Consider the following 23,570-nt stretch of genomic DNA (forward strand, 5'->3'; position numbering starts at 1 on the left):
TATAGTATTTTTTTATCAACTATACTTCTTAAATTTAGAGCAATTTCAAAGAGTGTAAAATGCAAATTTATGAAAGAATAAATGCGATCCTAAGAAGTAAAAAGTTAAAGAAAAAGGACTTTGTCCAAAAATTTATAGATCTTGAGCCTAGGCTAAAAAGCACAGGCGAAGTGCCGTCTCTGCCATCTATATACAACTATCTCAATGGAAATAGAGAGATCAAGGCTGAGCTTATACCTTATATAGCAAAAGCCCTTGAAGTAAGCGAGCAAGAACTTTTTATAGACGACCTTAATATCTCAAGCTTTTTAAAAGATATGGTCAATAAATGTAATTACAATGATAAAGAATATGAAAATTTACAAAACATAAGTCGCATCATAGATCTTTGTCAATATGCTTCAGAGCCACTCTTATCAAGGCTAATAGAAATTCTAGAGAAAAACAAAGAGCAAACGCTAAGACATATGAGAGATATTTCTCTTTTATAACCACCTTCTACTCGCCATAAAGACAACCATACCTAGAAACTATGTAGTTAGAATAAATTTTATATTAAATAAAGTTCGTATTGAATAATATACTTGCAAATTTTTACTTATAGAAAAAGGAGTTCTAGATGAAAAAGGCATTATTTATTGTATGCTTTTTGGCTAGTATGGTATATGGATTAGAAAGAGGTGCTACTAGCAATTTCAAATACATTATAGACACAGGTGTTCAATCAATCTATGTTCTTAACGGTAGCTTATCGTTTCAGCTTGTTTTTAACTTTTTTGATTCGCAAAGAAATGAGAAGGATGCCTTTGAGGGATGTTACGACTACCGCAATATGGGTGAGGTAATAGTAGATGGACAAAAGGCAGAATGCGCCAAAAATGGTAAAAACATTGAGTGCTTCAAAAAAGATGAATCTGGCAATAAAGTAAAAGCTCTTGTAATAACACCAATACAATACAATAAAGATAAACCACAAGATTCGAGCTATTGTGTAAAGACACAAAACGAATGTTTACCTCTCACAAAGGTTTTTGAACTGAAGTCTATGTTTGTAAAAAACTATGATATTAAGCTTACACCGGATGAGGAAGGAGATATTAGAAATATGGATGTGTGTTATACAGGGCCGTATGGTGTTTTGGATAGTTATAGAAAAAGTAGTTTAAATTCTAATGGACATATGATAGGTCACACAAATATTTACTTCTCTTCACCAGACATAGCGATAGAAGACTCTTTAAGATATATGAATACTACTGGTAATGCAGAGGGAGAGTATAGAGATGTAAAGATGATAAAAGATGGTAAAGAAAAGGACATCCAAGACTTTTTTACGGTTGATAAGGAAAGTTTAGAGAGACTATTGGGCCAAAAAGGTATTATAGATACTACTTGTGGTATGTCTTGTCTAGTTCAGAGTATGTATATATTTAATGGAAAGATGTATGTAGATCAAGGTTATAATGATCTCAAAGTGGTGCCATATAATTTAATAGAAGATATATTGTCAGATGAAGGTAGAAAATATATAAATAAATAACTAAAGGATTAGAAATGTCTATTGCAATTACAATATTAATATTTTTGGTAGTTTCATTTATTATTTATGGTATGTATGAAAAATCTTTTAACAAATGTCTTAACCTTGGCCCTAATGAGTTTGTAGAAAGAAAATTTTTGTTAAAAGCAAGTTCCTTGGACCTTAGTAAAATATTACTTGGACTAATATTTTTTACTATAATTATAGTAGATTTAGTTGAGCATTTTTTTAACAATCCTATCTTAGCTTTTTCTGCTGGCGCAATTTTTTTTATTTTGTATGCCATATATATAATGAAGACATTTATCTTTTATATAGGAAGTGGAATAGTTATAACACAACAAAGGGTTATAGTGATTAAATCATTTAAGCCAACTAGCTTTAATATAGATGAAATACTATATGCCAAAGTTTCTGAAAAAGACGAAAGAGCTATAAAAGATGAAATGGCGATAAAAGATGAGATAACAAAAAATGCAATAACTATAATGGACATAAATGGCAGACAAGAGACAATAGAAAATTTTCCTGATGCAAATATAGTCAGACTGGAGATAATGCAAATTCAAAGCATGCGAGCACGGGAGCTAGAACGAGAGTTGGAGCGTTTAAAATCGCAAAACAATCAAAACTAAATTTAGTATATTTGCTACTTTAGGCACTATATAAATGCTTAAAGTAGCATAAATCACTTTTATTTTGCTAGATCACATATAGCCTTGTAACCTTTTTCATTTTTACTCCTTAATAAAATTTGTTTTACCTATTTACTCCACTCTTTAGGGGCCTCTTGTAGTCTCTTCCATTTGACAGACGAGTCACATACGGAGAAATCACCAAGTTCTATTCTTTTTTTAGATTCTAAAGTCTTATAAAGCATTATGCTTTGTGGGTTACCTGGCAAGACATAATCTTTGCTGCTTACACGGATCGCTCCGGTTTGGGAAGATACATTGAGTAATTTGTGATAACATTTTTCTAGTGTCGTATATTCATCATTTCTTTCAATGTAAGGACTTATAAAATCAGTCTTAACTGGGAAAATTTCTAAGTAATAATAAAAAGTTTTATTTCCATTTCCCACAAAATCGACCTCAGGACCATAAGAAATATGATAGTATATTCCGCTATCAGAACTTATTTGCGATTTGGCGGATCTATCTGTTTTTTGCGTTTTGCCACCTTTGCTTAGTGACGTTACACAACCACTTAAAAAAAATATTGCTAAAAAAGCAAGCGCTAAATTTCTAATCATCTCATTTTCCTCTTTTTGTTTTTAAGATATATTACTGAGTAATCTTCTTCAAAAAAGTTTCTACGAAAATCCGCAGAAATCCAGCCTCTATTGTCTGCTTCGCTTATGTCAAGTAAAGGAAGTTTTCTTAGCTCCTTTTCGTAGCTTGCTATCGGACTACTTTCTGAAATAACTCTACCTGTTGCTTTATCAATATGCCACACGCTCAAATAAGTTGACATCATATTATTACTGCAATTAATGGTAGCTATTCTTTGTATATTTGGATATTTTGTTTTAGATGGGTCTTCTACGTATAAGCTTGAATCCCTGCTAAGACTTTTATATGTATATTCATAGTTAAAGTCCACACCATTACTGTCTCTTACATATATAGATCTTGAGTTTGTAATAATAGGACGACATACTGGCTTCTTTTTGGGAGCCATAAATTCATTCATGTCTTGTGCTATACCATTGACTAAAGCCTCCAGAAAAGCTGCATTGGCATTGGTGCCTATCAGCAATAAAAATAAGGTAAATGCTATATTTTTTACCATAACTCCTCCTAATAGTTTTACTATGTGAATAATTATACCTAATTTTATATTTATTTGAATAATTTTTACTATTTATTTATGACTTAAATATTTTTGCTTTGTTTTTTGGAAAACTAATAAAAATATAGGTAGAATTTTGGTGGATGTAGCTTATTGAAATACTACGGGTCTATTAAAAACTACAAGGATAAAGTATGTCATTCGAGGTCGAATATAAACTTTTTAATGGTAGAAGCAAAAAGCAACCAGATAAAAACCTTAAAATAGATCAAACACCTATTTTAAACTCTCTTGTAAATACATATGCACTCTCTCTTTTTGTTGGTAAATTTTATGATTTTAGTAAAGAAAATGATCTATCTATACTTAAAAAGATGGTTGACGAAAAAAGAGACAGACAGACTAAAAAATTTATGGATGAAGTTTGCAAAGTTTGTGGTAAAGACGAAGATCTAATAGTAAATGTGCCAAGACTTCGTAGCTACATTAAAAATTTTGATGAAAAAATAGACAGCAAAAGAAAGCAGATAAATACAAAGCTAAAAAAAGTATGTGAAGAGTTTTTTGCGCTTATAAAGCTAGATCAAAATTTGGTACCGAGCCAAAAACAGCATATAAATGATAAAAATAGTTACATCCTAGCTCCAAATGATGACCTAGAAAAGCATGTAAAATCTCTTAAAAGTAGGTCAATAGATGATGATGAAAAATTTACATATATGCAAGATGCTGCTTTTATAATGATGTGTTTAAACCTAGGGGAGTACTTTTGGAAGGGCAAATACAAAGACTTTTCAAGTAGCCAGCCAGATGGTATGCCGCTTTATCTTTTAAGCTATGTTTATGACGAGGCAAAAGTTCAGAGATTTTTAAAATGCATGAATGTTTTGATCATAAAAAGAGGCTTTGTGATGGGGCTAGATAGGGACAATCAAACGCTAGTTTTTAGCAATATGGGATCAGAAATTTTTGAGCTTGAAATTTTTAAAGATAGATATATAAGTTTTAGAGAAGATGATGCCTTGGTTATATTTTCACCCGCATTTTTTGGTAACTTTGATCAAATTTATGATGAAATTTGGAAAATAAAGCAAAATGTGATAAAAATAAAAACCACCCCTACTAAAAAGCACTTAATATCTTTAGACGATAGCTTGCTTTTAGATCCTGAGCTTATATATAAATCCCTTAAAGATGAAAATATCTTTGTATTAAGCAAATTTAAAAAGGAGCTAGATAATCTAAAAAATGATCTTTCTTACAAAAATTTTGAATTAAACAAAGATAGATACGCAAGGCAGTGGCTTATAGATGATATCTACGGACTATACCTTGCTGTGCATGCTACGTTTAAATATAAAAACTCTAAAGAGCTAGCTAAAATTTACTTTGAAGATCTTCTTGGTAAGAGCTTAAATTTATTCATCGATGAAAAAAGAACTACTGCTTTAGGACATCACATAAACGACATAGAGCTTTTATAAACTACCAAGCCACCGGCTCTAGAAGCAATAGGTGGAATTTAAAGACTCATCTACTATCTTAAACTTCTCTCACAAAAATCAAAACAAGGAGAGAAGATGGCAGAGTTTGACAAGTTAAATTTCGCCGACATTCACATGAGCTTGCTAGCTGATAGAAATATCTTTTTATATGGGCAGATCGATCAAGAAATTTGCCTAACTACGCAAAAGACACTTTTGTATCTTGACAGCGTAGATCAAAGCGACATAAACATATATATAAGTGGCCCTGGAGGCTCGATATATGATGGCTTTGGACTAATCGACTTTATGAAAACCATAAAATCACCAATCAATACATTTTGCGTGGGGCTAGCTGCCTCTATGTCTGCACTCATATTTTTAAACGGAGATAAGCGCTATATGTTGCCAAACTCAAGCCTCATGCTTCATCAGCCTCTTGGCGGTGCATCGGGTCAGGCAAGCGACATCGAGCTAATCGCAAATCAAATTTTAAAAATCAAATCAAAAGTCAATGAGATGATAAAGGCTAACAGCAACCTAAAAATAGCAAAGATAGAACAGCTCACCGATAGAGACTGCTATATAGACGCATCATCAGCCATCGCTTATGGCCTAGCTAATGAAATAATACCAACTAATAAAGGAGAATAATATGTCAGTTTTTTCACTAATCAACAACAAAAAAGACCTAGCTCAAGTCGCTACTTCAAACGCTCTTAGCATACCTATTAGCTTTACGCATGCGATGATAACAGGGCAAACAGGTTGCGGTAAGACCACTTCAGCGATCCTGCCAGCGATGGACGAACGCATAAAAGTAGGGCATGGGATGCTTGTCTTTGACTACAAAGGAGTTGAGCATAAAAAGGTTAAATTTCTAGCCAATAAGCATGGCAGACTAAAAGATGTCGTAATGATAAATGTGCCATGGGGAAACAAAATAAACATAATGGATGACGCAAGTGAGAGTTTATTGATGAATTTCTTTCAAAAGACATTTGGCACAAAGCGTGATCCTTTTTGGGGAAATTTAGCGGCAAATATCGCTACAAAGTCTCTTTCAACGATGAAGGCGATATGTGACCTTACGGAGCAAGGTTTTTGCACCCCATATATAGAAAATAGAGCAAAAGATATAAAGCCAAGCTTTGCAAATTTATGCAAATCAACCCAGCAGCTAGGCGACTTTAAAAAATTTTATGCCTTAGTTAAGCTGGTAGATGATCATGTAAAAAGCGAAACGGCATTTGCAAAAGGTATAAGCAAAAGACATTTGGTTAGCTCTTTAAATGAGAAAATTTGGGCATTAGGCGAGTTTAATGAAAAATCTGAAAATTTCATACAAGCTTTTAAGGAGTATGAAGGTATAAGAAATGATGAAGAGTCACAAAAAGCAAGGCTTTTCTCAAACTACACATTTATGCTTTTTGCCTTGCAAAGCATAGCTGACGATGAGATGCTAAACTATCATGGCAATAGCATAAGCAAGCTACTAAATGAAGGAAAGATAGTCGTTGTAAATTCTCAGGGGCTAAAGGATAGTGCGGTTGAGCTTATGCTAAATTCCACCCTTTCAAATATGGCGCAACGCATAGCAAACGAAGAGAAGGTGCCAGTTAGTATCTTTATAGATGAAGCGCAGCGTGTGCTAAATCCATCAACGGACCTGCACGCTGACGTGCTAAGAGAGGCTAGGGTCGAACTCATACTCGCCTTTCAAAACGAAGACGTGCTAAAAAGTAGCCTTGGTAGCGACTCAAGATATAAAGAGCTGGTGGGAAATTTAACCAATCAATACTTCTTTAAAAACTCGGTCAGACAATACGCCAGTGGAGAGGATAAAGACTTTAGCAAGTTAAAAAAATTTGAGTATTACCACGATGGTAAAATTTATAAGGCCTCGCCTATATTTATAGATGAAAATGATCTTTTAAAGGCTGAGCTAAGCTACCAAAAAGAGCTTGGCATCGGTAGTAGTTTTACTAATGTAACTCTTGGGGATAATGAAATTTTGGTATATAACGAGCAGCTATTTAAAAGGCGCTCTTTGCTCATAAAGCAAGACATAGTGACAAAAAAGAAGTCTGAAGTGCCAGTGCTAAATCAAAAACTTGATGCGCTACTTAAAAGACTAAACGTTTTAGTTCAAGAAGCAAAAGAGTCAAAAGACGAAGATGAAGATCTCTGGCAGGGGGTTTTATAAGATGTAAATTTACTCATGGGAAATTCCCATGAGTTTTTAGTAGCTAAAATATTTATTAAGTATATCTAGTGCTTTCTTGTCACCAAGTTCATAGTATGCTTTATTTAGCGCATCTTGTGCCTCTTGTTTTGCATTGGTATAATTGCCATATATGCATAATATTTCGCCTAAATTTGTGCATCCCCTAGCATAGTTGTAGTCATAACAAGATTTTCTGAAATAAGAGTATGCGGTTTGCATATTTTTTTCAAAGCCAACCCCATCTCTATAGTTTACGCCAAGATAGTTACAACCTCTACCACTTCCTGCGTCGCAAGCTTTTTTATTATATTTATTGGCCAAAGTTAGATCTTTAGTTATCCCATAGCCATATTTATAGTTATAACCAAGACTTGCACATCCATCAGCACCGTTATTTAGATCGCAAGCTTTTTGATAGTATTTATTGGCCTCTTTAAGATCCTTTTTTATACCATCACCTTCTCCGTATCTAGCACCAAGGATAAAGCAGCTCTTGCCATCTTTTAGATCGCACCCTTTTTTAGCAAATTCGATAGCTTTTTTTAGATCTTTAAAAGAGTTTGCGTCATCCTTAAAAAGTTCGCTTGCATACCCACATGATTCAGCCATATCAAGATTACAAGCTTTTTCATAATTTATGGCAGCACTATCTATATTTTTTTCAAGCCTATATAGATTGGCCAGGCTTTTGCAAGTCAAACCATCTTTAAGATCACAAGCTTTTTGGTAAAACTCTTTTGCTTTATTTATATCTGCCAAGACCCCATTTCCCATTTGGTAATTAACACCTAAATGAGAGCAAGATCCGCCATCTCCTAAATTACACCCCATCTCAAAATATTCATTTGCCTTCTTATAATCACCATTGCTGTTATATTCTAATCCCATTTCAAAGCAAGCAAGACTATTGTTTAGAAGGCATCCATGTTCGCCGTTAAAAACTGTATTTGCTTTAGAGACATCAACTTTTTTATATATCTCATAAGCTACTTTTATATTTTTTTCAGAGGGATTACCTTTTAGTAGATTGCCAGCTAAAGCCTTGCAAGCTTCTTTGTTATTATTGTTGCAAAGCTTTGTATAGATCTCGTTTGCATGCTCTAGGTCGTTTTTTTGTTCATAATCTTTAGCCAGTTTTATGCAGCCATCGCTTATCCCTATCTCGCAAGCAATTTTTGCATCGTCTTCAAGTGCTTTTTGCTTATCGCAAGCTTGCGTATTATCTGATTTGCAAGATGTTTTGTAGTATTCATAAGCCTCTTTATAATCTATATTTTTTATCTTCTCTAAAGTAAAACTACTAGTTTGATAGTCGCCATGTTCATAAAGCAGGCCTAGTTGATAGCAGGCTTTAGGGTCAGATTTGCACTTCTCTTTTAGAAGACTTATCGCTTTGTCTGCATACAGCTTTGCTGCAGTGTCATGCTCCTTGTTATAAAAGTATGCCAACTTCATACAACTATCACTATTTTGATTTTCGCATTCATTTTCTAAGCTATAAATTTCATATCTGCTTGGATTTCCTAAGAATATAAATGCAGAGGCTACCGCAACAGCAAGTATAAAAATAGATATAGCATATATAAATTTGTATTTTTTTATGTGCTTTTTTAGTTGCTCTTTGTTTTCTCTTTTTTTGGCTTCCTCAGCAAGTCTAGCTTCTTCTAGCTCACGCTGTCTTTGCTCTCTCAAGCGAATCGCCTCTTCTTCTTTTTCTTTTCTTAGCTGCTCCTCTCTTGCTTCTTCTTCTAACTTTCGCAGCCTTTTTCTTTCACTCTCTTCTTGCTCTTTAATGATCTCTTTTTTGGTTTTTGGCATAAAGTGCAAGGTTTCACCACAAAATCTGCACTTGGTGGCATTTGTCTTTACTTCTTCTTTACAAAAAGGGCACTGCGTTTTTAGTTGTGTATCGCAGATTGGACAAAATTCCAAATCATTTTCTATTTCTTCAGCACAAAAAGGACATTTGACTAGATTGTTGTTCATGCTCAAATCCTACTAAAAAAATAGTCTTAGAGATATCAATTGTGCAATAAGCAATACTAAAAATGCACCAATTGCCCAGCCATAATTAAATTTAACTGTTTTTACTGGAAGAACATTATTTGCTATTGCACCCGCTATGATTTGCGTCACAAGCAAACCTATTGTATAAACTATAGAAACAATATTAATCATTTCTATACTATCATTTTTTACGCCTATACCGATTAAGAAGTATAATAAAACTGTTGATATAGTTGTTAGAAATATATATAGCAGGTTATCATATCCAGTATAGTATAAAGGCCCAAACAAAAATGCCCAAAAGTTAAAACCTTGTGGTTTTAGGATTATTTTTCCATCCCACGTTTTTATAAAACCAAGCGGAATTTCATTACTATTTGCTTGGTTTTGATATGGGAAATTATTCGCCATATTTTTTTGGCTATTCATTTGTTCTCTTGCTTGATTTTTGGCTTCCTCATTTAAGAAGCTACCACAAAATCTGCATTTAATAGCATCTTTGTTAATTGTCTCACCACAAAATGGACAAAATTTAGTCTCCATACTACTTTCCTTTTTTTATTTTTAAAGAATATAATTATTCAAAGTGAATAATTCTATTTAACTTTTACTAAGCTCATTCTTAAAAATAAGCATTGCTTTAATAAATATAAGAAGGCATGGACTGCTTGAAGCCATATTGCATATCTAAGCCTTGTTGTATTTTAAACTTGTCTAGAATTTTTTTAAACTCATTAAGTTTTTTATTGAATTTTTGATAAATTTCATCAAATTCCTCTTTGTCTGTGCAACCTATGGACTGACAAAAGAGCCCAACTAGCTTGCCCCTGATCTTAAAGACTTCATCGTATAGCTCTTTACAAAAATCTAATACATTTTGGTAAGTCCATGCCTCGCCTTGTTCGCCACCTATTGTGAAATCACTCGTTCCTGTAGTAAATTTACCAAGAGATGAACCGCTTAAAACAAAAGGGCATTCTTGTTTTAAGCCCATGATCGTCGCATCAAGCCAATCATTAATAGTCTCAAACGGATCATCAAATATATAAAGTTCGTCTGAGTAAGCGGGTCTGAACAAAAGTTCGTTATTATAAATTGTTATCATTTCTTATCCTTTTTATTATTTTTATTTGATTTAATATGGGGTATTTTATTACTTGGTATATCTAAGTATTTGAAAATACCTGAATATTCATCAAATGCTTTTATGATTCTTTGTTTAAGCTTCAAAAAGTCAGACTTGGCGTATATGTCAAGAGCGTCGGAGAGATTGTAGCCCAACATTTCCTTAATTAGGTCGTTATATTGTTCAAGATTCTTTCTATTGTTTTTATTTATATTGTGACCTAATTCATCTGCAGCATTTACAATGGAGCCACTTATGTTGTTTATACGATCGTATTCTACTAATTTCTTAGCAAAGTTGCCTCTCAAGCGATGATCGCTAACTTTTTTATCACTTATAACTTTTTTTATGCAACCATTGACTTTCTTATTAAAAGACTTTATTGTAGGGTATTTTTCTTTTATGGCTTTAACCCATTTATAATTATGTAAGTCTTTGATATTTTCATGTAGGACAATTACTCTTTTGGATTCACTACTGTATTTGCCTTTTGCTGTATCTATAATGACACAATTATATGCTTGCTCATCTATTGTCTCTGTTATGAAACTATTTTCATTTAATCTAAAGAATTCTTCCATACGAAGTCCAACATGTAGTTTGAACCGAAAATAGTCTAATATTTCTTTTTCGATACCATGTTGTCCTGAAAATAATAATCCTAATTCATCCACAGTAAAATTTCGCTTAGTAGTTTTTTTATTAATGCGAAAACGTACAAGTGATATCATGCTAAAATAATTAGTTTCAATAAGGCCTAAATTTACAGCTCTTTCAAAAATTTTTGAAAGAAAGCCAACTATATTATTCACTCTTTTTTCGCCACGTTTCTGTGTTCCATCTTTAGAATTTAAAAGACTATCTTGAAAATTTTCAGCTACAATTAAATTTATATCATTTATCCCAATGCTTTTACTATCAAGAAATTCTTGAAGTAGTTTTGATACAAATCTGTATTCTTTTTTTGTGCTTTCGCTAAACTTTTGCCTTGATCCAACACATTCTATGTAATTTTCAACTAAATCTTTGATTGTTGATATATTTAATGAATCTTTGTTAGGTTTGATTGGCTTTATTTTGGTTTTCTTTTTCTTTTCGTTATAGTTTAATATCTCTGACACGATATAATGTGGTATAAAAGTACCAAAAACAATAAGCCCACCTTTTACCTCTACTGTATTGCCACTAGGAATTTCTTTAGCATTCTTTTTCTTATGGGCTGGTTTTTTCTCTGGTGCAGCTGGACAAAAAATATTTATTAACTCCTCTACAGGCAGATCATCATCTATTGGGACGGCAGGTCTTTGGGTAGTATCAGTCCTTGAATTTAAGGCATCAAATCGCTCGTCCATTATATATTTAAACTTTTTAGTTCCAAACAAATGGACAGAGTATGGAAATAGATTAAAAAGATGACAACATATTTTTAACCAGTAGTTTTTACCCTTATCACTTGTGGCTCTTTCATACCCCTTTCCAAGGCAATAATTTATATCATCAGATAGTAGTTTTGGATCATTTTGATAATGAAACTTTATTGCTAGATGATTTAATTCATTAAAATCATCGACTTCTCCTATGTTAAAATTTCTATATTGTTAATTATACTTTTCAAAATAGGTATTTTTAAATAATTAGTAAATGATAGTCATCGAGCCCCTTTAATGCCTCTTTTTTAGCCTTCAAGGACACTCCTTTTGCATATGTATCAGTTGCTAGGTCTGTGCTATGTCCCAAAAGAACGGAAGTAAGATCTGCTAGAGAATTTTCCAAACAATAGTCTTTAATGGCTTTTGCGAAATTGCCACGCAGTCTGTGAAAACTAACATTTGCACTTGGGATAGATTTGTGGATATGCCGATTTAGGCGCTTTCCAAAATAATCACTACTCTCTTTTCCTTTCTTGATTTGCTCTAGCCACTTTAAATCACCCAAATGCTCAATATTCTTATGTAGCGGAATTTGCCTATATTTGCTAACGCCGCCTTTTTGCTTGGCAGTCTTAACATTTATAAATTTTATGCCATCTTCTTCGCCTGCACTTTTGCTATCAAGTTGCCAAATTTCATTAAGCCTTAGCCCAGTATGAAGAGCAAACATCATATAGTTTCGTAGATCAAGCCTTTTTGTATCAAAAACTATTTTTAGTTCATCTAGGCTAAAGTTATCTTTCGGAGACTTCTCATCAGCTGAAATTTTAAAAGATGTAAGCATTTTAAAAGGATTGGTTGTTAGCTTGCCCATCTTTATGGCATAGTCAAAGAGCCTTTTTGAGTAAGATGTGTAGTTGTTGATGGTCTTTTTATTAAGCTTTTTGTTTGCTAGAGTTGTTTGGAAGTTTTCAGCATCGCCGTAGCTAAACTCTTTACCTTGATGATCTTTAAAAAACTCATCCAAGAGCTTGCCAGTCTTAACATAATAGCCCTTGGTTTTATCGCTAGATTTTAGCTTTAAACACTCTGTTTGCACATATCTTTTGGCTACCGATTCAAAAGATAGCGGCGAGGTTTCTTTTGGATTTAAAGGTGCATCCAATAATGTTTTGAGCTCGTTTTTAAGCTTTTCTTCTGGAGCTACTAGATTATAAAATTTAGCTATCACATCTTGTGAGAGCTCTTTATATTCGCTAACATCTAAAAATATGCCATTTTGTTTAATGCACCGCTCATTTTGCCTTTTGATGTTTATCAAGGCTCTTAGGCTTTTAGAGTTTGCATGCGTTGTGGTTATCTTTTTAGCAAGAGCTTCGTTGGCTGCAGCTTTTATAGAATTTGCTAGTCTTACCGCCTCATCTAGATTTTTTGTGAAAAGGCAAAATTTAACAGTTAGCTTTTTGCCATCTTTAAGAGCAGTATCAAAAAAGTAAAAATTTGGTCTATTAGAAACCTTAGTGATCAATCTAGAGCTCATAGAATGATCCTAGTTTCTGTAACAAAAGTGCAAATTTTCTGTAACAAAGCTGATTTGTCTGAAATTTAAGACAAAAATATCTGCTAATAAATGCAGTTAAAACACCGAAATTTGGGGAAGTTGGAAAGAAAAATATTGTATTGGTGGCGGACAGAGAGGGATTTGAACCCTCGAGCCCCGATTAAGAGCTGCACCCTTAGCAGGGGTGTGGTTTCAGCCGCTCACCCATCTGTCCACGTTCATGAAAAATTTTATTAAAAAGAAATGGTGGTTAGAGGCAGAATCGAACTGCCGACACGCAGATTTTCAGTCTGCTGCTCTACCGACTGAGCTATCCAACCACCTTGATAAAAGAAATTGGATTATACATTTTAAATATTTAAACTAAGTTTAAAAATCTACAAGAAGCTTTTGTTTTTAAGAAATTTAAATATAAAACTATAAATTTTTAGCCTGACAAAATTAAATTTAATGCACCAAATTTACTACACTTACATCTTTATCTATCTCGATAAAAAATGTTTGTGTGCTACCTCCGCTGCCATAAGTGCCTTTATAGACTTGATTTACAGCATGTCCGCTACCATCAACTGCTACTTGGTTGTGCGTATCGCCTAAAGCACTATGTTTTAAATTTAGTGCTGCTACTTCGCCATCTGTTGCTTGCGTGAAGATAGTGCCTTTGCCCTCTAGCGCCACTTTGTCATTATTATCGCCTTTGATCTTTAGCACGGTATTTACGCTTTTTAGACCACCATCTGTTACTTGTGAGTCGATGATATCAAGCACGCTTTTGGCATCCAGTCCTATCGAGACCGCCTGAGCGCTCTTGCTACCAAGCTGTAAAATTTCAAAGCTTTTTAGTTTATCGTTTAGATCATCCACTCTGCTAAGATCGATATTTTCAGTAAAGATGAGCGTATCAACGCCACCTTTTGCATCTATCTTGTTGCCTTCGTAGGTAAATGTATTGTCTTGATCATCTCCCTCGTGAGTGATCTTGATATTTTTATCTATCTCGACGAAAAATGTTTTTGTGCTAGCTCCATCAGTGTATGTGCCTTTATAGACTTGATTTACTGCATGGTCTATTTTAAGTATCGTAGTATTTCCGCTGGCATCATTTATTACGTTTTTATGATCATGATATGTTTTACTGCCGCTATCAGCTGTGACTTCTACTTTGTTAAATTCATCTCCTATGGCTTGACTATGTTTCCAGTTAAGCATAGTTACTTCTTTATCAGTAGCTAGTTCAAATTTATTATTTCCATCACTTATTAGCTTAACGCCATCTTCATCATCGCCTGAGATTTTTAAGACAGTATTCATATTTTGCGTATCTTGTATCTTTTTTCTGCCACTTCCTGAGCCAATGGTTATGGTGGTCTCTTTTGAGTCTATGATATCAAGAACGTTTTTAGTATTTAGTGATATTGAGACAGCTTGGGTTTCAGTACCTAGTTGCAAACGTTCAAAACTTTTTAAAGTATCATTTAAATTACCTACTTTTTCTAGTTTTGTATCTTCAACAAATATCAGCTTATCTACACCACCTTTTGCATCTATACTCTTGCCATTATAGATAAAGACATCATTTAGATTACTTCCTTCAAGAGTATTTGTATTGTGTTTTAAGTGCATTACTCTATTAAAATCATCTGGGTCATTTCCATAACCATTTAGTGCTTTTCTATAGCCATTTGCATCAGCACTACTAACGTATCCTTTATCTTCCAAAGCTTTTATATAGCTATTACTAAAAAGATGTGTGCCACTTCCTTGTGAGCCAATATTTTTATAGTCAGCATCTGTATATATCGGATTTTTATGTTTTCTTATCTGTATATCGAGATCCACATCTGTTCTTTGGTCTATATAGTCGATATTTAGCTTGTAAAAGCCTTTTTTTAATGTTATGACTTTAGGGTGTCCCAAAACAGTATCACCCACTCTATTAACTTCTGTTGTAGACCAAAGTGTATTACCAGAGGCATCTTCTGGTTGTCCTCTCCACCATGGCGCATCTATTTTATAGTTTCCAAGCTCCATATGTACATAGTCTTGAAAGCGGTCTGCTCTTACGTGGTACTCACCATCTTCTTGTATATATATCCATCCACTCATATGCATGACAAGGTCTGTTCCTACTGTCTCGGCTTCTAGTAAGGTGTAATTACCTGAGTGATTTACATTGTAGTGGGTATTAGTGTGGTCTGTATCGCTTGCCAAAGGGGAGTGTCCTACTCTTGCCATATCATTTGTGTTTAACTCTCCCGCTGATGGTCTAGTCCAGCTTAATTTATAATCTTTTCCTCCCCTAAAGGAGACTTCATCAAACGTAGTAGTTGCACTAACACCAGCCCACTCCATCCACTCTTTATAGTGATGTTTTACAAAAAATAAATTTGCACTATCTACTGGCAAGAATGGTCCAGGATACATAAATTTATTTATAAATTCTTTATTCGTACAATCATAAAACCACATATCAACATCAAGGCCTTTGTTTGCCACCATAGTCACGGTTTGAACGGCTAAATTTCCTGCATCATCTAGTCTTTCAACGATGTAGTTTTTGCTGCCAGTGTTTTGTGCTACATTAAAGCTTCCAGAGTAGCTTAAATTTCTATCAAGTGTCAGTGTCGTCTTCTCAGATGTCTCAGCGTCTATGACCTCTACATCTTTTGATTTTTCATCGTGTGGATTGTTTGCAGCTTCGCCTTTACCGCTAAAATTTATAGCGTAGTTGCCAGAGCCGTTTTTTATATTATCAAAGTCAGATTCTATTAGCTTGTCAGGCTTTGAGTCAAGATCGACTGTGATAGTTAGATTATCATCTCTTTGAGGCACGCCGTCAGTTCCCACGTAGGTGGCGTCTATGATGTGGTGAGTTCTATCTAGCTTTTTGCCAACCTTTTCAAAGTCTGCTATGACGGTGTTGTTTTCGATCTTGGCTATAAAGCTGTCGCTTACATTTGCGTTTTCGTCTTTTATCTCGATTAGCACGTAGCCTTTGCCGTCGCTTGTGGTATCGGGCTTATTTATACCAAATTTAATGTATGGCTGTTCGTCATTCGTAAGAGCGATGTTGTAGTTTATCTTTTGGGCCAGATTTGACTCATACTGGCTTGTCGAGATGATGTGCTCGTAGTCCTCTTCGTTTAGGTATTTTGCGGAGTGGATATCAGCATTATCTATCTTTGTAACAAGTTTTACATCGTCTATATAGTCAAGCACACCAAAGGCAAATAGCCTGCCACTTGAAGTACCAGAAATGGCACTTCCATCATCTTTTATAAGGGTCGCATCGACTAAAGTCGGACGTTTGCTACTTACCGGTACATCTGGTATAGTGATAGCTCCTTCGTTTATCACTTTGATATCGCTTGGATTTTTCTTGTTTATCATATGTACGCCATCGTCATCTAAGACATAGCTTACGGTTGATTGTTTATTTGTATTTGGATCAAGTATGCTGATCTTTAGCGTATCGCCTGGCTGGGTACCGCTTGGGACATAGACTTTTACATCTGAGCTTGTAACAGCTACTGGTCCAGTGTCATCTATAAGTCCATCTCCGTCCAAATCTTTTACAAATTTTGCCACCGGACTAGCATTAAATTTTATCTCGTTTGTATCGCTCTCGCCTTTGTTGCCAGCTTTATCCATCATGGTCGTCGTTATGCTTGTGGTTTTGCCATGCTCTATTGGCACTGTGATTTTAAATTTACCATCATTTAGCGGCACTTCATTGTGATCAGGGGCGATTATCTTGCCGTTAGTGTATGTATAAACCTTGTGCGTTTTACTGCCGTCTGGGTTGGTGACATCGATGGCTATCTTATCGCCTTCTTTTATGATACTTGGAATTTTGATGTAGGCATCTGTTTTAGTTGGATCGCCAGTATCGTATCTATTTTCTGAAGTATCAAGCCTTCCATCAGGTTTTCCATCTGATCCTGGCTTATCGTCTGCAAAGCTTATCTTGGCTGATTTTGGAGGTGGAGTTACTACTACACTTGGGGTTGTTTGGCTGCTTGAGCCATTTGGTTTTGGCGTGCCATGCTCGTCATTAACCGTTGTGCTTATAGATACACTTGAGCTAGGTGTCACTGGCACGCTTACACCTGGCACTTCAAATTTAGCATTAACTATTGGCACTACTACGCTTGGGTTATTTTTATCATAGACGCTTGTGCCATCGTCGCTTACTACAAATTCTTTTGGCGAGCCACCTATGTTTATAGTGACGCTCTCTTTTGGCTTTATAGTGCGAGGTAAATTTATCTCAATCTTTGAAGTGCCGTCACCTATCTCGTCGCTACTTATCAGTCCATCGCCATTTTTATCAGCTGTTAGCGTCACTTTGACTGTGTCGCTTACGCTGCTGCTTGGCGTAGTGCTTGTGGCTGATACGTTGCCAAATTTATCAACTACGCCAGTTTCTATGCTGCTTCCTGCCGTGATGTTTGCGATATTTGGCACGCTAAAGCTAACCGCGCCATTTTCATCGGTCGTAAATGTATATGTGTTGCCGTCCTCGTCAGTTGCTGTGCCATTTTCTTTATCTAGCGTAAATTTCTTCTCAACTGGTGGTTTGCCCGGTTCATTTAGCTTAAACGTGATCTTATCTCCGGTGCTAAGCTCATCAGGCACTACAAATTTCATACCGCTAGTTTGCGTGCCACTGCCATATCCTAGCTCGGTCGCATCTATCACGCCGTCGCCATTTTTATCAAGATCAAGCGTGGCTGTCACTTTTGAGATGGCTGGCGTGTCGTTTAGCTCATAGGCAGTTGGCGGCGCGGTAAATGTTCTGCCACCAGTGGTGTATGAGCTTGTCACGGTCGTTTTGCCATGGTTTAAAATTTCAACTCCAGTGATCTCTGCTTTGCCATTTACGATAGGTATAGGAGGCGCTCCAGTGGGCGTGCCGGTGCTATCAACTGGGATTAGCTCGTTTGTTATCGTATTTACTTTGTAGTTGCTAGTTTTGCCACCGCCTTTCATGTTTGTCTTTATCGTGATGATGTCGCCATTTTTAGCAACGTCTGGGATATGGGCGTCTATGCTTGTGATGATTTTCTTGCCATCAGGAGTTTTTGGTAGTGAGTTTAGCTGCGCTCCTCCTAAAAAGCCCTTTTTCTCGCCAGTGTCGCTTGTGAGGTTGAAATTTAGCACGATGTTTGGCTCTGGAGGTGTAAAATTTAGGTTTTGGGCGCCAAATCCAGCATAAGAGACCCCGCCGATCTTAGCCTCGCCAACTGGCCATTTGACCTCGTCATGCCTAGCTTCAAGAGCGCGCAAACCCGTGTAGAAGTCGTAGATATTTGAGTAGTGGCCGCCTAGTTCAAATTTGATGCCACCACTGCCAGCAGAGGCGAAGTTGTGTGATGATGAGCCGTGAGAAGATAGCTCTTGATGGGAGATTTGATCATCGTCATTTGCGTGTTCTTTATGATTTTCAAGGATGTTTGCATTTTTTGGGATGACTAGCTCGCCCTTATGCTCAGCAAAGACATTTATAGTGTGAAATACCGAGCTAAAGCCGACATAAGCCTTTTCGCCGTCATCAAAAACAATGGTAAGGTTTGAGTTTTCGCTCGTTTTTATATCGTCACCAAGGTAAATTTCATCGCCTTTGTGCAGCACCCTCATAGTGCCGTCCCTGCCTATGGCGATGGCTTCACCCTTGATCTTTTTGATAACGCCGATCCTTATGGCGTCAAAATTTGGCATTTTTTCATCCCTGTAAAATGTGTGTATTGTAATATCGGAAAATCTCTTAAAATTTATATAGTTTGGTGGCTTTTTTGGGATGAGGTCTTTAGCTCTTGTAAATTTACTACATCACCTCGACTTGCACGTTTTTATCTATCTCGACAAAAAATGTCTGTCCAGCGTTGTTTTCGCCTTTATAGACTTGATTGACCGCTTCGCCCCCAACTTCATTGAGTTTGTTATAACCAGCTCCGATTACGCTATTTTTTGCATTTAGCGCAGCTACCTCGGCGCTTGTAGCTTTTATGAAATTTCCAACGAGCTGCACCACGTCGTCACTATCGCCTGAAATTTTAAGGATGGTGTTTAGACTCTCTAAGCCATCAGGCCCTTTGGTAGGGTTGGAGTCTATCATGTCGCTTATGTTTTGCCCATTTAGCTTTAGCTTCACAGCCTTTGTGTCATCAAGCTCGATGCGCTCAAAGCTCTCAAGGCGCTTATCTAGCTCACTTATCTTTGTTAGATCCACGTTTTGGGTAAAAAGTAGCGTATCTATGCCACCTTTTGCGTCGATATCGTGTGAGTTAAAGATAAATTTGTCATCAAGGTTGCTGCCAACGTCTTTTGTGCCGTCAAATGTTAGCTTAAATTCTTTATCAAAGTCATTTGGATTGTCGCCGAATTTCGTACCATTTATTTCTTTTGCCTTATAGAAGGTATCGCTCTCTTTTGTTACAAGGCCTTTTTGAGCAAGAGCCTCCATATAAGCGTTGCTGACTAGTTTTATATCAGGGTCATTTGAAATAATTCTACTAAAAGTGCTATCTGGATGCACTCTAAACATATAACTATATCTCTCATCGGATACTTCTATATGTATTTTATAAAATCCATAATCATTTGTTAAATTTAGGCTATTTGTACTTTCGCTCTGTATGGCACTGCCTTCATCTATGCCACCATTTCTAGTTGCTGTTGCAAATGGCTGCCATGAAATTTCTCTACCATCAAATTCAAACTTAATACTTTGCCTTTGTTGCTTTGTTTCATAATAAAACTTGTCGATAGCACTACGGTTTTTTATAAATATCCAGCCATCCATGCTGACCATTACTCCATCTGCGGTGATTTTGGACTCGAATAATTTATAGTGACCATTTTTATTAGGTGGTTCAACATTTGGGTCAAAACCTCTATCGATTCTATCTTTGGTGTAATTTACATTTGGGTCTCGTCCTATCCTAGCAAGCTCTATGTCTGATGGAGTGCGGTTACGTACTTTTACATTTAGGTCTTCTGATGAAAAAGGTGGCATGTATTGATTACCAGTTGCATAACGCAAGTCGTTAAATGTGCTTGTCGCACTTACGTGATGGCTTGCGCTCCACTCTTTTAGTATGCTTTTGCTTCGCTCCAAATTATAATAATCAAGACCTCGTCCATGGTTTCTAGCTGAGTCATAAAGCCAGATATCTGCATCCAGCCCTCTGTTTGTGACGTTTAACACATTTATGGTATCTATAAATGGCTCTTCTTTTGGCTCCACAGCGGTGCTACTTTTTTCTACCAGCATGCTAGAAGCACCTGAGACGCTTTTTAACTCTCTTGGCTGGGCGCTACTTATGTTTGGCTCTAAAGATCTGTGTTGGTTGTAAATTTGATGGATATTTGCGCTATGTCCGCTTGTAGCAAAACTAGCCATGCTCAAAGATATACCCTCGCTCGCGCCAAAGCCGTTAGAGTGATCGCTTTGCTCCTGTGCTTTTTTTGCTGAAATTTTTAAAATTTCATCTAAATTTATGCTTTGATGAGCGCTTAAATTTACCTGCTTGCCATCTTCTAAAGTGATCTTGGCGTCTAAATTTTTAGTAAAAATTTTCTCACCAGCGTAAATCTCATCGCCATCTTTTAGCATTTTTATGCTTCCATCTTGGCTTATGACGTAAATTTCGCCCTGAATGTCTTTTATGATCAGCTTTTTATCTTTCATCTTTTCCTCGTTGTATTCTAAGCCATATCGGATAAATTTATAAAATATGTATAGTTAAGGTCTTATTTTGTGGGGATTGTAGCAAGATGCGCCAGATATTATCATTGTTTTACGTCAAAGTAATACCTTTAAACTCATCCTTGTTTGGTGAGTATTTAGACTATTTGTAGGTTATTTTATCTTTTATAAAACTATATTAAAATCACGGATACTCAAAACCAAATTCGTATTCTTTTAAAACGCCGTCTATAGGGATATTAAATGTAGCTGTATATGAGTTTTTGATATCTGAGTCTTTATTTTTAACTAAAGAGCTGCTCTCATATATACTCTTATCACCGCAGTGGTGAAGATATACCTTATCTATATCACTAGCTTCACCTTTTTCGTTTTCAATGATGAGATTATCTAGTGTTAGAGCAAGGCTTGAGCTAGATGTTGATGTAGGTACTACATTATTACCAAGAGCTAGACGAAGCTTCATATCAAACATAGCTGAGTCTTTATCATCTCTAAGGGTAAAGTTATTCTCCTTAGCGAAATTTAGAATGTTGAAATTTAGATATTCATCTTTAGATGAGGGTAGGGGGAAGTTATGAAGAGTAGGCACACTACTCCTCTTTTCTATTCTCTGGCAAAACTAAGTGACCATTTTTATCTATTAGGGAGTATTGGACTAAGACTATATAAATTAGATCATGGATTTTATAATTACCATAATTGCCGGTATAGTCATCATACTTTCTTAAAAACTCAGCATAAGGCTTATCATCTGTATTTTTAATACCATTTAGCTCTACTTCTGAGTAAAGTATAGGCACATACTTTAAAGTATCTTCAAAGACCTCTTTAAATTTCTCATAGTCTTCGCCGTAAATTCTCTTAAATAGCTCTTTGTCGTTTTTATAAAGAAGTAAAGCTAGTTTAGCAGTATAGCTTCTATAGTGTGATTTTATGCAGTGAATAGTATTTGACATAACATCAGTATCGTTGCAATTTACCTCAAATTTTTTATAACTACGTGCTATGCACTTTTTCTTACTGTTTTTTATTCTATCCCTATTTATCTTTTCGGCTTGAACCTTTAAATTTGGTTTTTCTTTTACGATTAGATTATAAAGATCAGCAAAGTAGTTATCTCTAAAAGAGTTATAGTCTGACTGGCATATTAAATCTTCTAAAGAATACTTTTTAAATTTATACTTGCCACTATCGTCATAGCATTTAAAGCTAGGATCAATAAAGTCACTGCCATAGTCTGCGTCACACCATACCAAGGTATCAACCTGTTTATAATCATCACTAGCTTTTTTGGTAGCTATACTAGGGTTCATAGGCTCAAAAGCACTTAAATTTAAGCTTATTAGAAAGCTTAATAATAATATAGTTTTAAATTTCATATCTTAGTCCTTTATAAATTTATTAATCAGGTAAATATCTTGATGTAAATTTATAGACATCTACATTGCTATTTTTTTCCTCAAATAGCCATAACTCACAGCTATTTTCAGGGCTTGTATCAAATAGTTGAACCAAAAGAGTATTTTTATTTATCCATTTAAAATCAAAGTCATAAGAATAGTTATTTGCATCGTGGGTTATATATCTTGTGTTTTTCATACGCTCTATATCTTTTAACTCTGGCTTAGGCGGAAAAAATAGCATTAAAACATAATCTTTCCATACATCTAATATGGTGTTTTCGTAATAAGTAAACTTAGTTTCAATCCAAATTTTCTTCACAAGCTTTTTACAATCTTTATTTAAAAACTTTTTAGGTACTGCCTTTTTCTCCCAACTATTATCATAGTCATCTGTCGCAAATGATAAATTTACAGCTACAAGTAAAGCTAAGACTATTTTTAAAAATGTATTTTTCATAGTATCTCTCCAAACGTGTTTTTATATCCCTCTTTTAGTATCTCTATAGGATCTGCTAAGTCTTTACGCCTTTTAAATTTATTATTTGGATCATTTGTGACGGTAAAGGCATCTTTTGTGTTGGCTCCATTTGTAAAGTACTCAAAGTGAAGCATAGTTACTATCTCGTTTTTAATTATTCCTGGATGCTTTCCATTATTGATCATAAATCCTGCATATCCTATAACCTGACCTTTTCTCACCTTGTCACCTACTTTTACTTTTACTCTTGAAGGATCGACCTCTCCATATCTAATTATGAAGCTACCAAATTCTACTGTGTCGTATTGTATCGTTATATGATTGGTTTTATAGTAAAAAGGACCAGCTTTTATTACTTCGCCATCAGCTATAGATACTATCTCTACATTTGATGTAAAAGCTAATTCATTTGCATTTGTTCTAGCTATCCTGTCTGCATATAGATCTCTTGCAGCATGCTTTCTGCCACCAGGTCTATCCCAATTAAATATAGCCTGACTCTCTCCTGTATCGCCTATCATAAGTGTCCAGTCAAATTCCATACCTTTATCATTTAAAGGCTTGATTTTTAGTGGAAAGACTATCTCATTTCCTATCTCTATCTTGACTAAGGCTTCCCTATCCCCATCCACCCACATACCCTTATCTACTCTTGTTATACTCTTTGACTCATTAAAAGAGTTTATAAAGCTATTCATATTATCTTTGCTTAGTAGGTTGATACCATACTTGGTATCTTGGTTTATCTTTGTTTGACCTGTTTGGTTTGTGTTGCTTGGGTTTTGATTGTTTGCGGAATTTGCTTCATCTATGTAAATTTGATATCTCTTATTTGTACTATCTTCACTCTTTAGCTCTTTAGTAAG

19 protein-coding genes and 2 tRNA genes are annotated in these 23,570 nt (G+C 35.3%); 6 read left to right on the top strand and 15 right to left on the bottom strand.

All coding sequences use genetic code 11. The features are described from left to right. Positions 1 to 59 precede the first annotated feature (59 nt). The 3 genes from F3G91_RS10000 (at position 60) to F3G91_RS10010 (ending at position 2,175) form a co-directional block, all read left to right on the top strand. Positions 60 to 491: a hypothetical protein gene (locus F3G91_RS10000; protein ID WP_002941319.1), complete on the top strand. Its 432-nt coding sequence runs from the start codon at positions 60 to 62 to the stop codon at positions 489 to 491. Between the two features lie 128 nt (positions 492 to 619). Next, a complete protein-coding gene (locus tag F3G91_RS10005; RefSeq protein WP_149701467.1) occupies positions 620 to 1,540 on the top strand; it encodes a hypothetical protein in 921 nt (306 codons plus the stop codon). 14 nt (positions 1,541 to 1,554) lie between these two features. Next, on the top strand, positions 1,555 to 2,175 hold the full coding sequence (locus F3G91_RS10010) for a hypothetical protein (protein ID WP_149701468.1): 621 nt from the start codon (positions 1,555 to 1,557) through the stop codon (positions 2,173 to 2,175). A 128-nt stretch (positions 2,176 to 2,303) separates the two neighbouring features. Here F3G91_RS10010 and F3G91_RS10015 read toward each other — a convergent pair whose 3' ends face one another. Together F3G91_RS10015 and F3G91_RS10020 are read right to left on the bottom strand one after the other, a co-directional pair. Continuing rightward, entirely contained in the window at positions 2,304 to 2,795 is a 492-nt protein-coding gene (locus F3G91_RS10015) for a hypothetical protein (RefSeq protein WP_149701469.1), read from the bottom strand. Continuing rightward, on the bottom strand, positions 2,792 to 3,334 hold the full coding sequence (locus F3G91_RS10020) for a hypothetical protein (RefSeq protein ID WP_149701470.1): 543 nt from the start codon (positions 3,332 to 3,334) through the stop codon (positions 2,792 to 2,794). The genes F3G91_RS10015 and F3G91_RS10020 overlap by 4 nt, the downstream gene beginning before the upstream one ends. Before the next feature lie 194 nt (positions 3,335 to 3,528). On the opposite strand from F3G91_RS10020, the gene F3G91_RS10025 reads away from it, so the two are divergent. The 3 genes from F3G91_RS10025 (at position 3,529) to F3G91_RS10035 (ending at position 7,024) form a co-directional block, all read left to right on the top strand. Beyond that, a complete protein-coding gene (locus tag F3G91_RS10025) occupies positions 3,529 to 4,818 on the top strand; it encodes a hypothetical protein (protein WP_149701471.1) in 1,290 nt (429 codons plus the stop codon). 96 nt (positions 4,819 to 4,914) lie between these two features. Beyond that, on the top strand, positions 4,915 to 5,472 hold the full coding sequence (locus F3G91_RS10030; RefSeq protein ID WP_021083671.1) for a ClpP family protease: 558 nt from the start codon (positions 4,915 to 4,917) through the stop codon (positions 5,470 to 5,472). Between the two features lies 1 nt (position 5,473). Beyond that, positions 5,474 to 7,024, top strand: coding sequence for a type IV secretory system conjugative DNA transfer family protein (locus F3G91_RS10035; protein WP_149701472.1), 1,551 nt, complete (start codon positions 5,474 to 5,476; stop codon positions 7,022 to 7,024). 36 nt (positions 7,025 to 7,060) lie between these two features. Here the strand turns inward: F3G91_RS10035 and F3G91_RS10040 are convergent, their stop codons facing one another. From F3G91_RS10040 to F3G91_RS10100, 13 genes are all read right to left on the bottom strand, one after another. Continuing rightward, positions 7,061 to 9,031, bottom strand: a complete 1,971-nt coding sequence (locus tag F3G91_RS10040; protein WP_149701473.1) for a double zinc ribbon domain-containing protein — start codon at positions 9,029 to 9,031, stop codon at positions 7,061 to 7,063. 12 nt (positions 9,032 to 9,043) lie between these two features. Continuing rightward, entirely contained in the window at positions 9,044 to 9,595 is a 552-nt protein-coding gene (locus tag F3G91_RS10045; protein ID WP_149701474.1) for a zinc ribbon domain-containing protein, read from the bottom strand. Positions 9,596 to 9,692: 97 nt separating this feature from the next. After that, on the bottom strand, positions 9,693 to 10,157 hold the full coding sequence (locus F3G91_RS10050; RefSeq protein ID WP_149701475.1) for a hypothetical protein: 465 nt from the start codon (positions 10,155 to 10,157) through the stop codon (positions 9,693 to 9,695). After that, positions 10,154 to 11,530, bottom strand: coding sequence for a phage integrase SAM-like domain-containing protein (locus F3G91_RS10055; RefSeq protein WP_149701476.1), 1,377 nt, complete (start codon positions 11,528 to 11,530; stop codon positions 10,154 to 10,156). Before F3G91_RS10055 ends, F3G91_RS10050 begins: the two co-directional genes overlap by 4 nt. Before the next feature lie 274 nt (positions 11,531 to 11,804). Further along, positions 11,805 to 13,088: a tyrosine-type recombinase/integrase gene (locus F3G91_RS10060; RefSeq protein ID WP_188116834.1), complete on the bottom strand. Its 1,284-nt coding sequence runs from the start codon at positions 13,086 to 13,088 to the stop codon at positions 11,805 to 11,807. A gap of 144 nt (positions 13,089 to 13,232) precedes the next feature. After that, a tRNA-Ser gene (locus tag F3G91_RS10065) sits at positions 13,233 to 13,323 on the bottom strand. A gap of 30 nt (positions 13,324 to 13,353) precedes the next feature. Next, positions 13,354 to 13,429: transfer RNA gene (locus tag F3G91_RS10070), tRNA-Phe, on the bottom strand. Positions 13,430 to 13,556: 127 nt separating this feature from the next. Continuing rightward, the gene (locus F3G91_RS10075) at positions 13,557 to 18,830 is read right to left on the bottom strand and encodes a FecR family protein (RefSeq protein WP_149701477.1); all 5,274 of its coding nucleotides are present in this window, start codon (positions 18,828 to 18,830) and stop codon (positions 13,557 to 13,559) included. Positions 18,831 to 18,936: 106 nt separating this feature from the next. Next, positions 18,937 to 20,802, bottom strand: a complete 1,866-nt coding sequence (locus tag F3G91_RS10080; protein WP_149701478.1) for a hypothetical protein — start codon at positions 20,800 to 20,802, stop codon at positions 18,937 to 18,939. Between the two features lie 202 nt (positions 20,803 to 21,004). Beyond that, positions 21,005 to 21,412 (bottom strand): hypothetical protein, encoded by a 408-nt coding sequence (locus F3G91_RS10085; RefSeq protein WP_149701479.1) that lies wholly within the window; start codon positions 21,410 to 21,412, stop codon positions 21,005 to 21,007. Between the two features lies 1 nt (position 21,413). After that, on the bottom strand, positions 21,414 to 22,202 hold the full coding sequence (locus F3G91_RS10090) for a hypothetical protein (protein WP_103558683.1): 789 nt from the start codon (positions 22,200 to 22,202) through the stop codon (positions 21,414 to 21,416). 22 nt (positions 22,203 to 22,224) lie between these two features. Beyond that, positions 22,225 to 22,683, bottom strand: a complete 459-nt coding sequence (locus F3G91_RS10095; RefSeq protein WP_149701480.1) for a hypothetical protein — start codon at positions 22,681 to 22,683, stop codon at positions 22,225 to 22,227. After that, positions 22,680 to 23,570: M23 family metallopeptidase (locus tag F3G91_RS10100; protein ID WP_317454222.1), on the bottom strand; the 891-nt coding region annotated here is incomplete at its 5' end. The genes F3G91_RS10095 and F3G91_RS10100, both read right to left, overlap by 4 nt.

It is taken from the genome of Campylobacter concisus (assembly GCF_902460715.1).
Lineage (GTDB): Bacteria > Campylobacterota > Campylobacteria > Campylobacterales > Campylobacteraceae > Campylobacter_A > Campylobacter_A concisus_AK.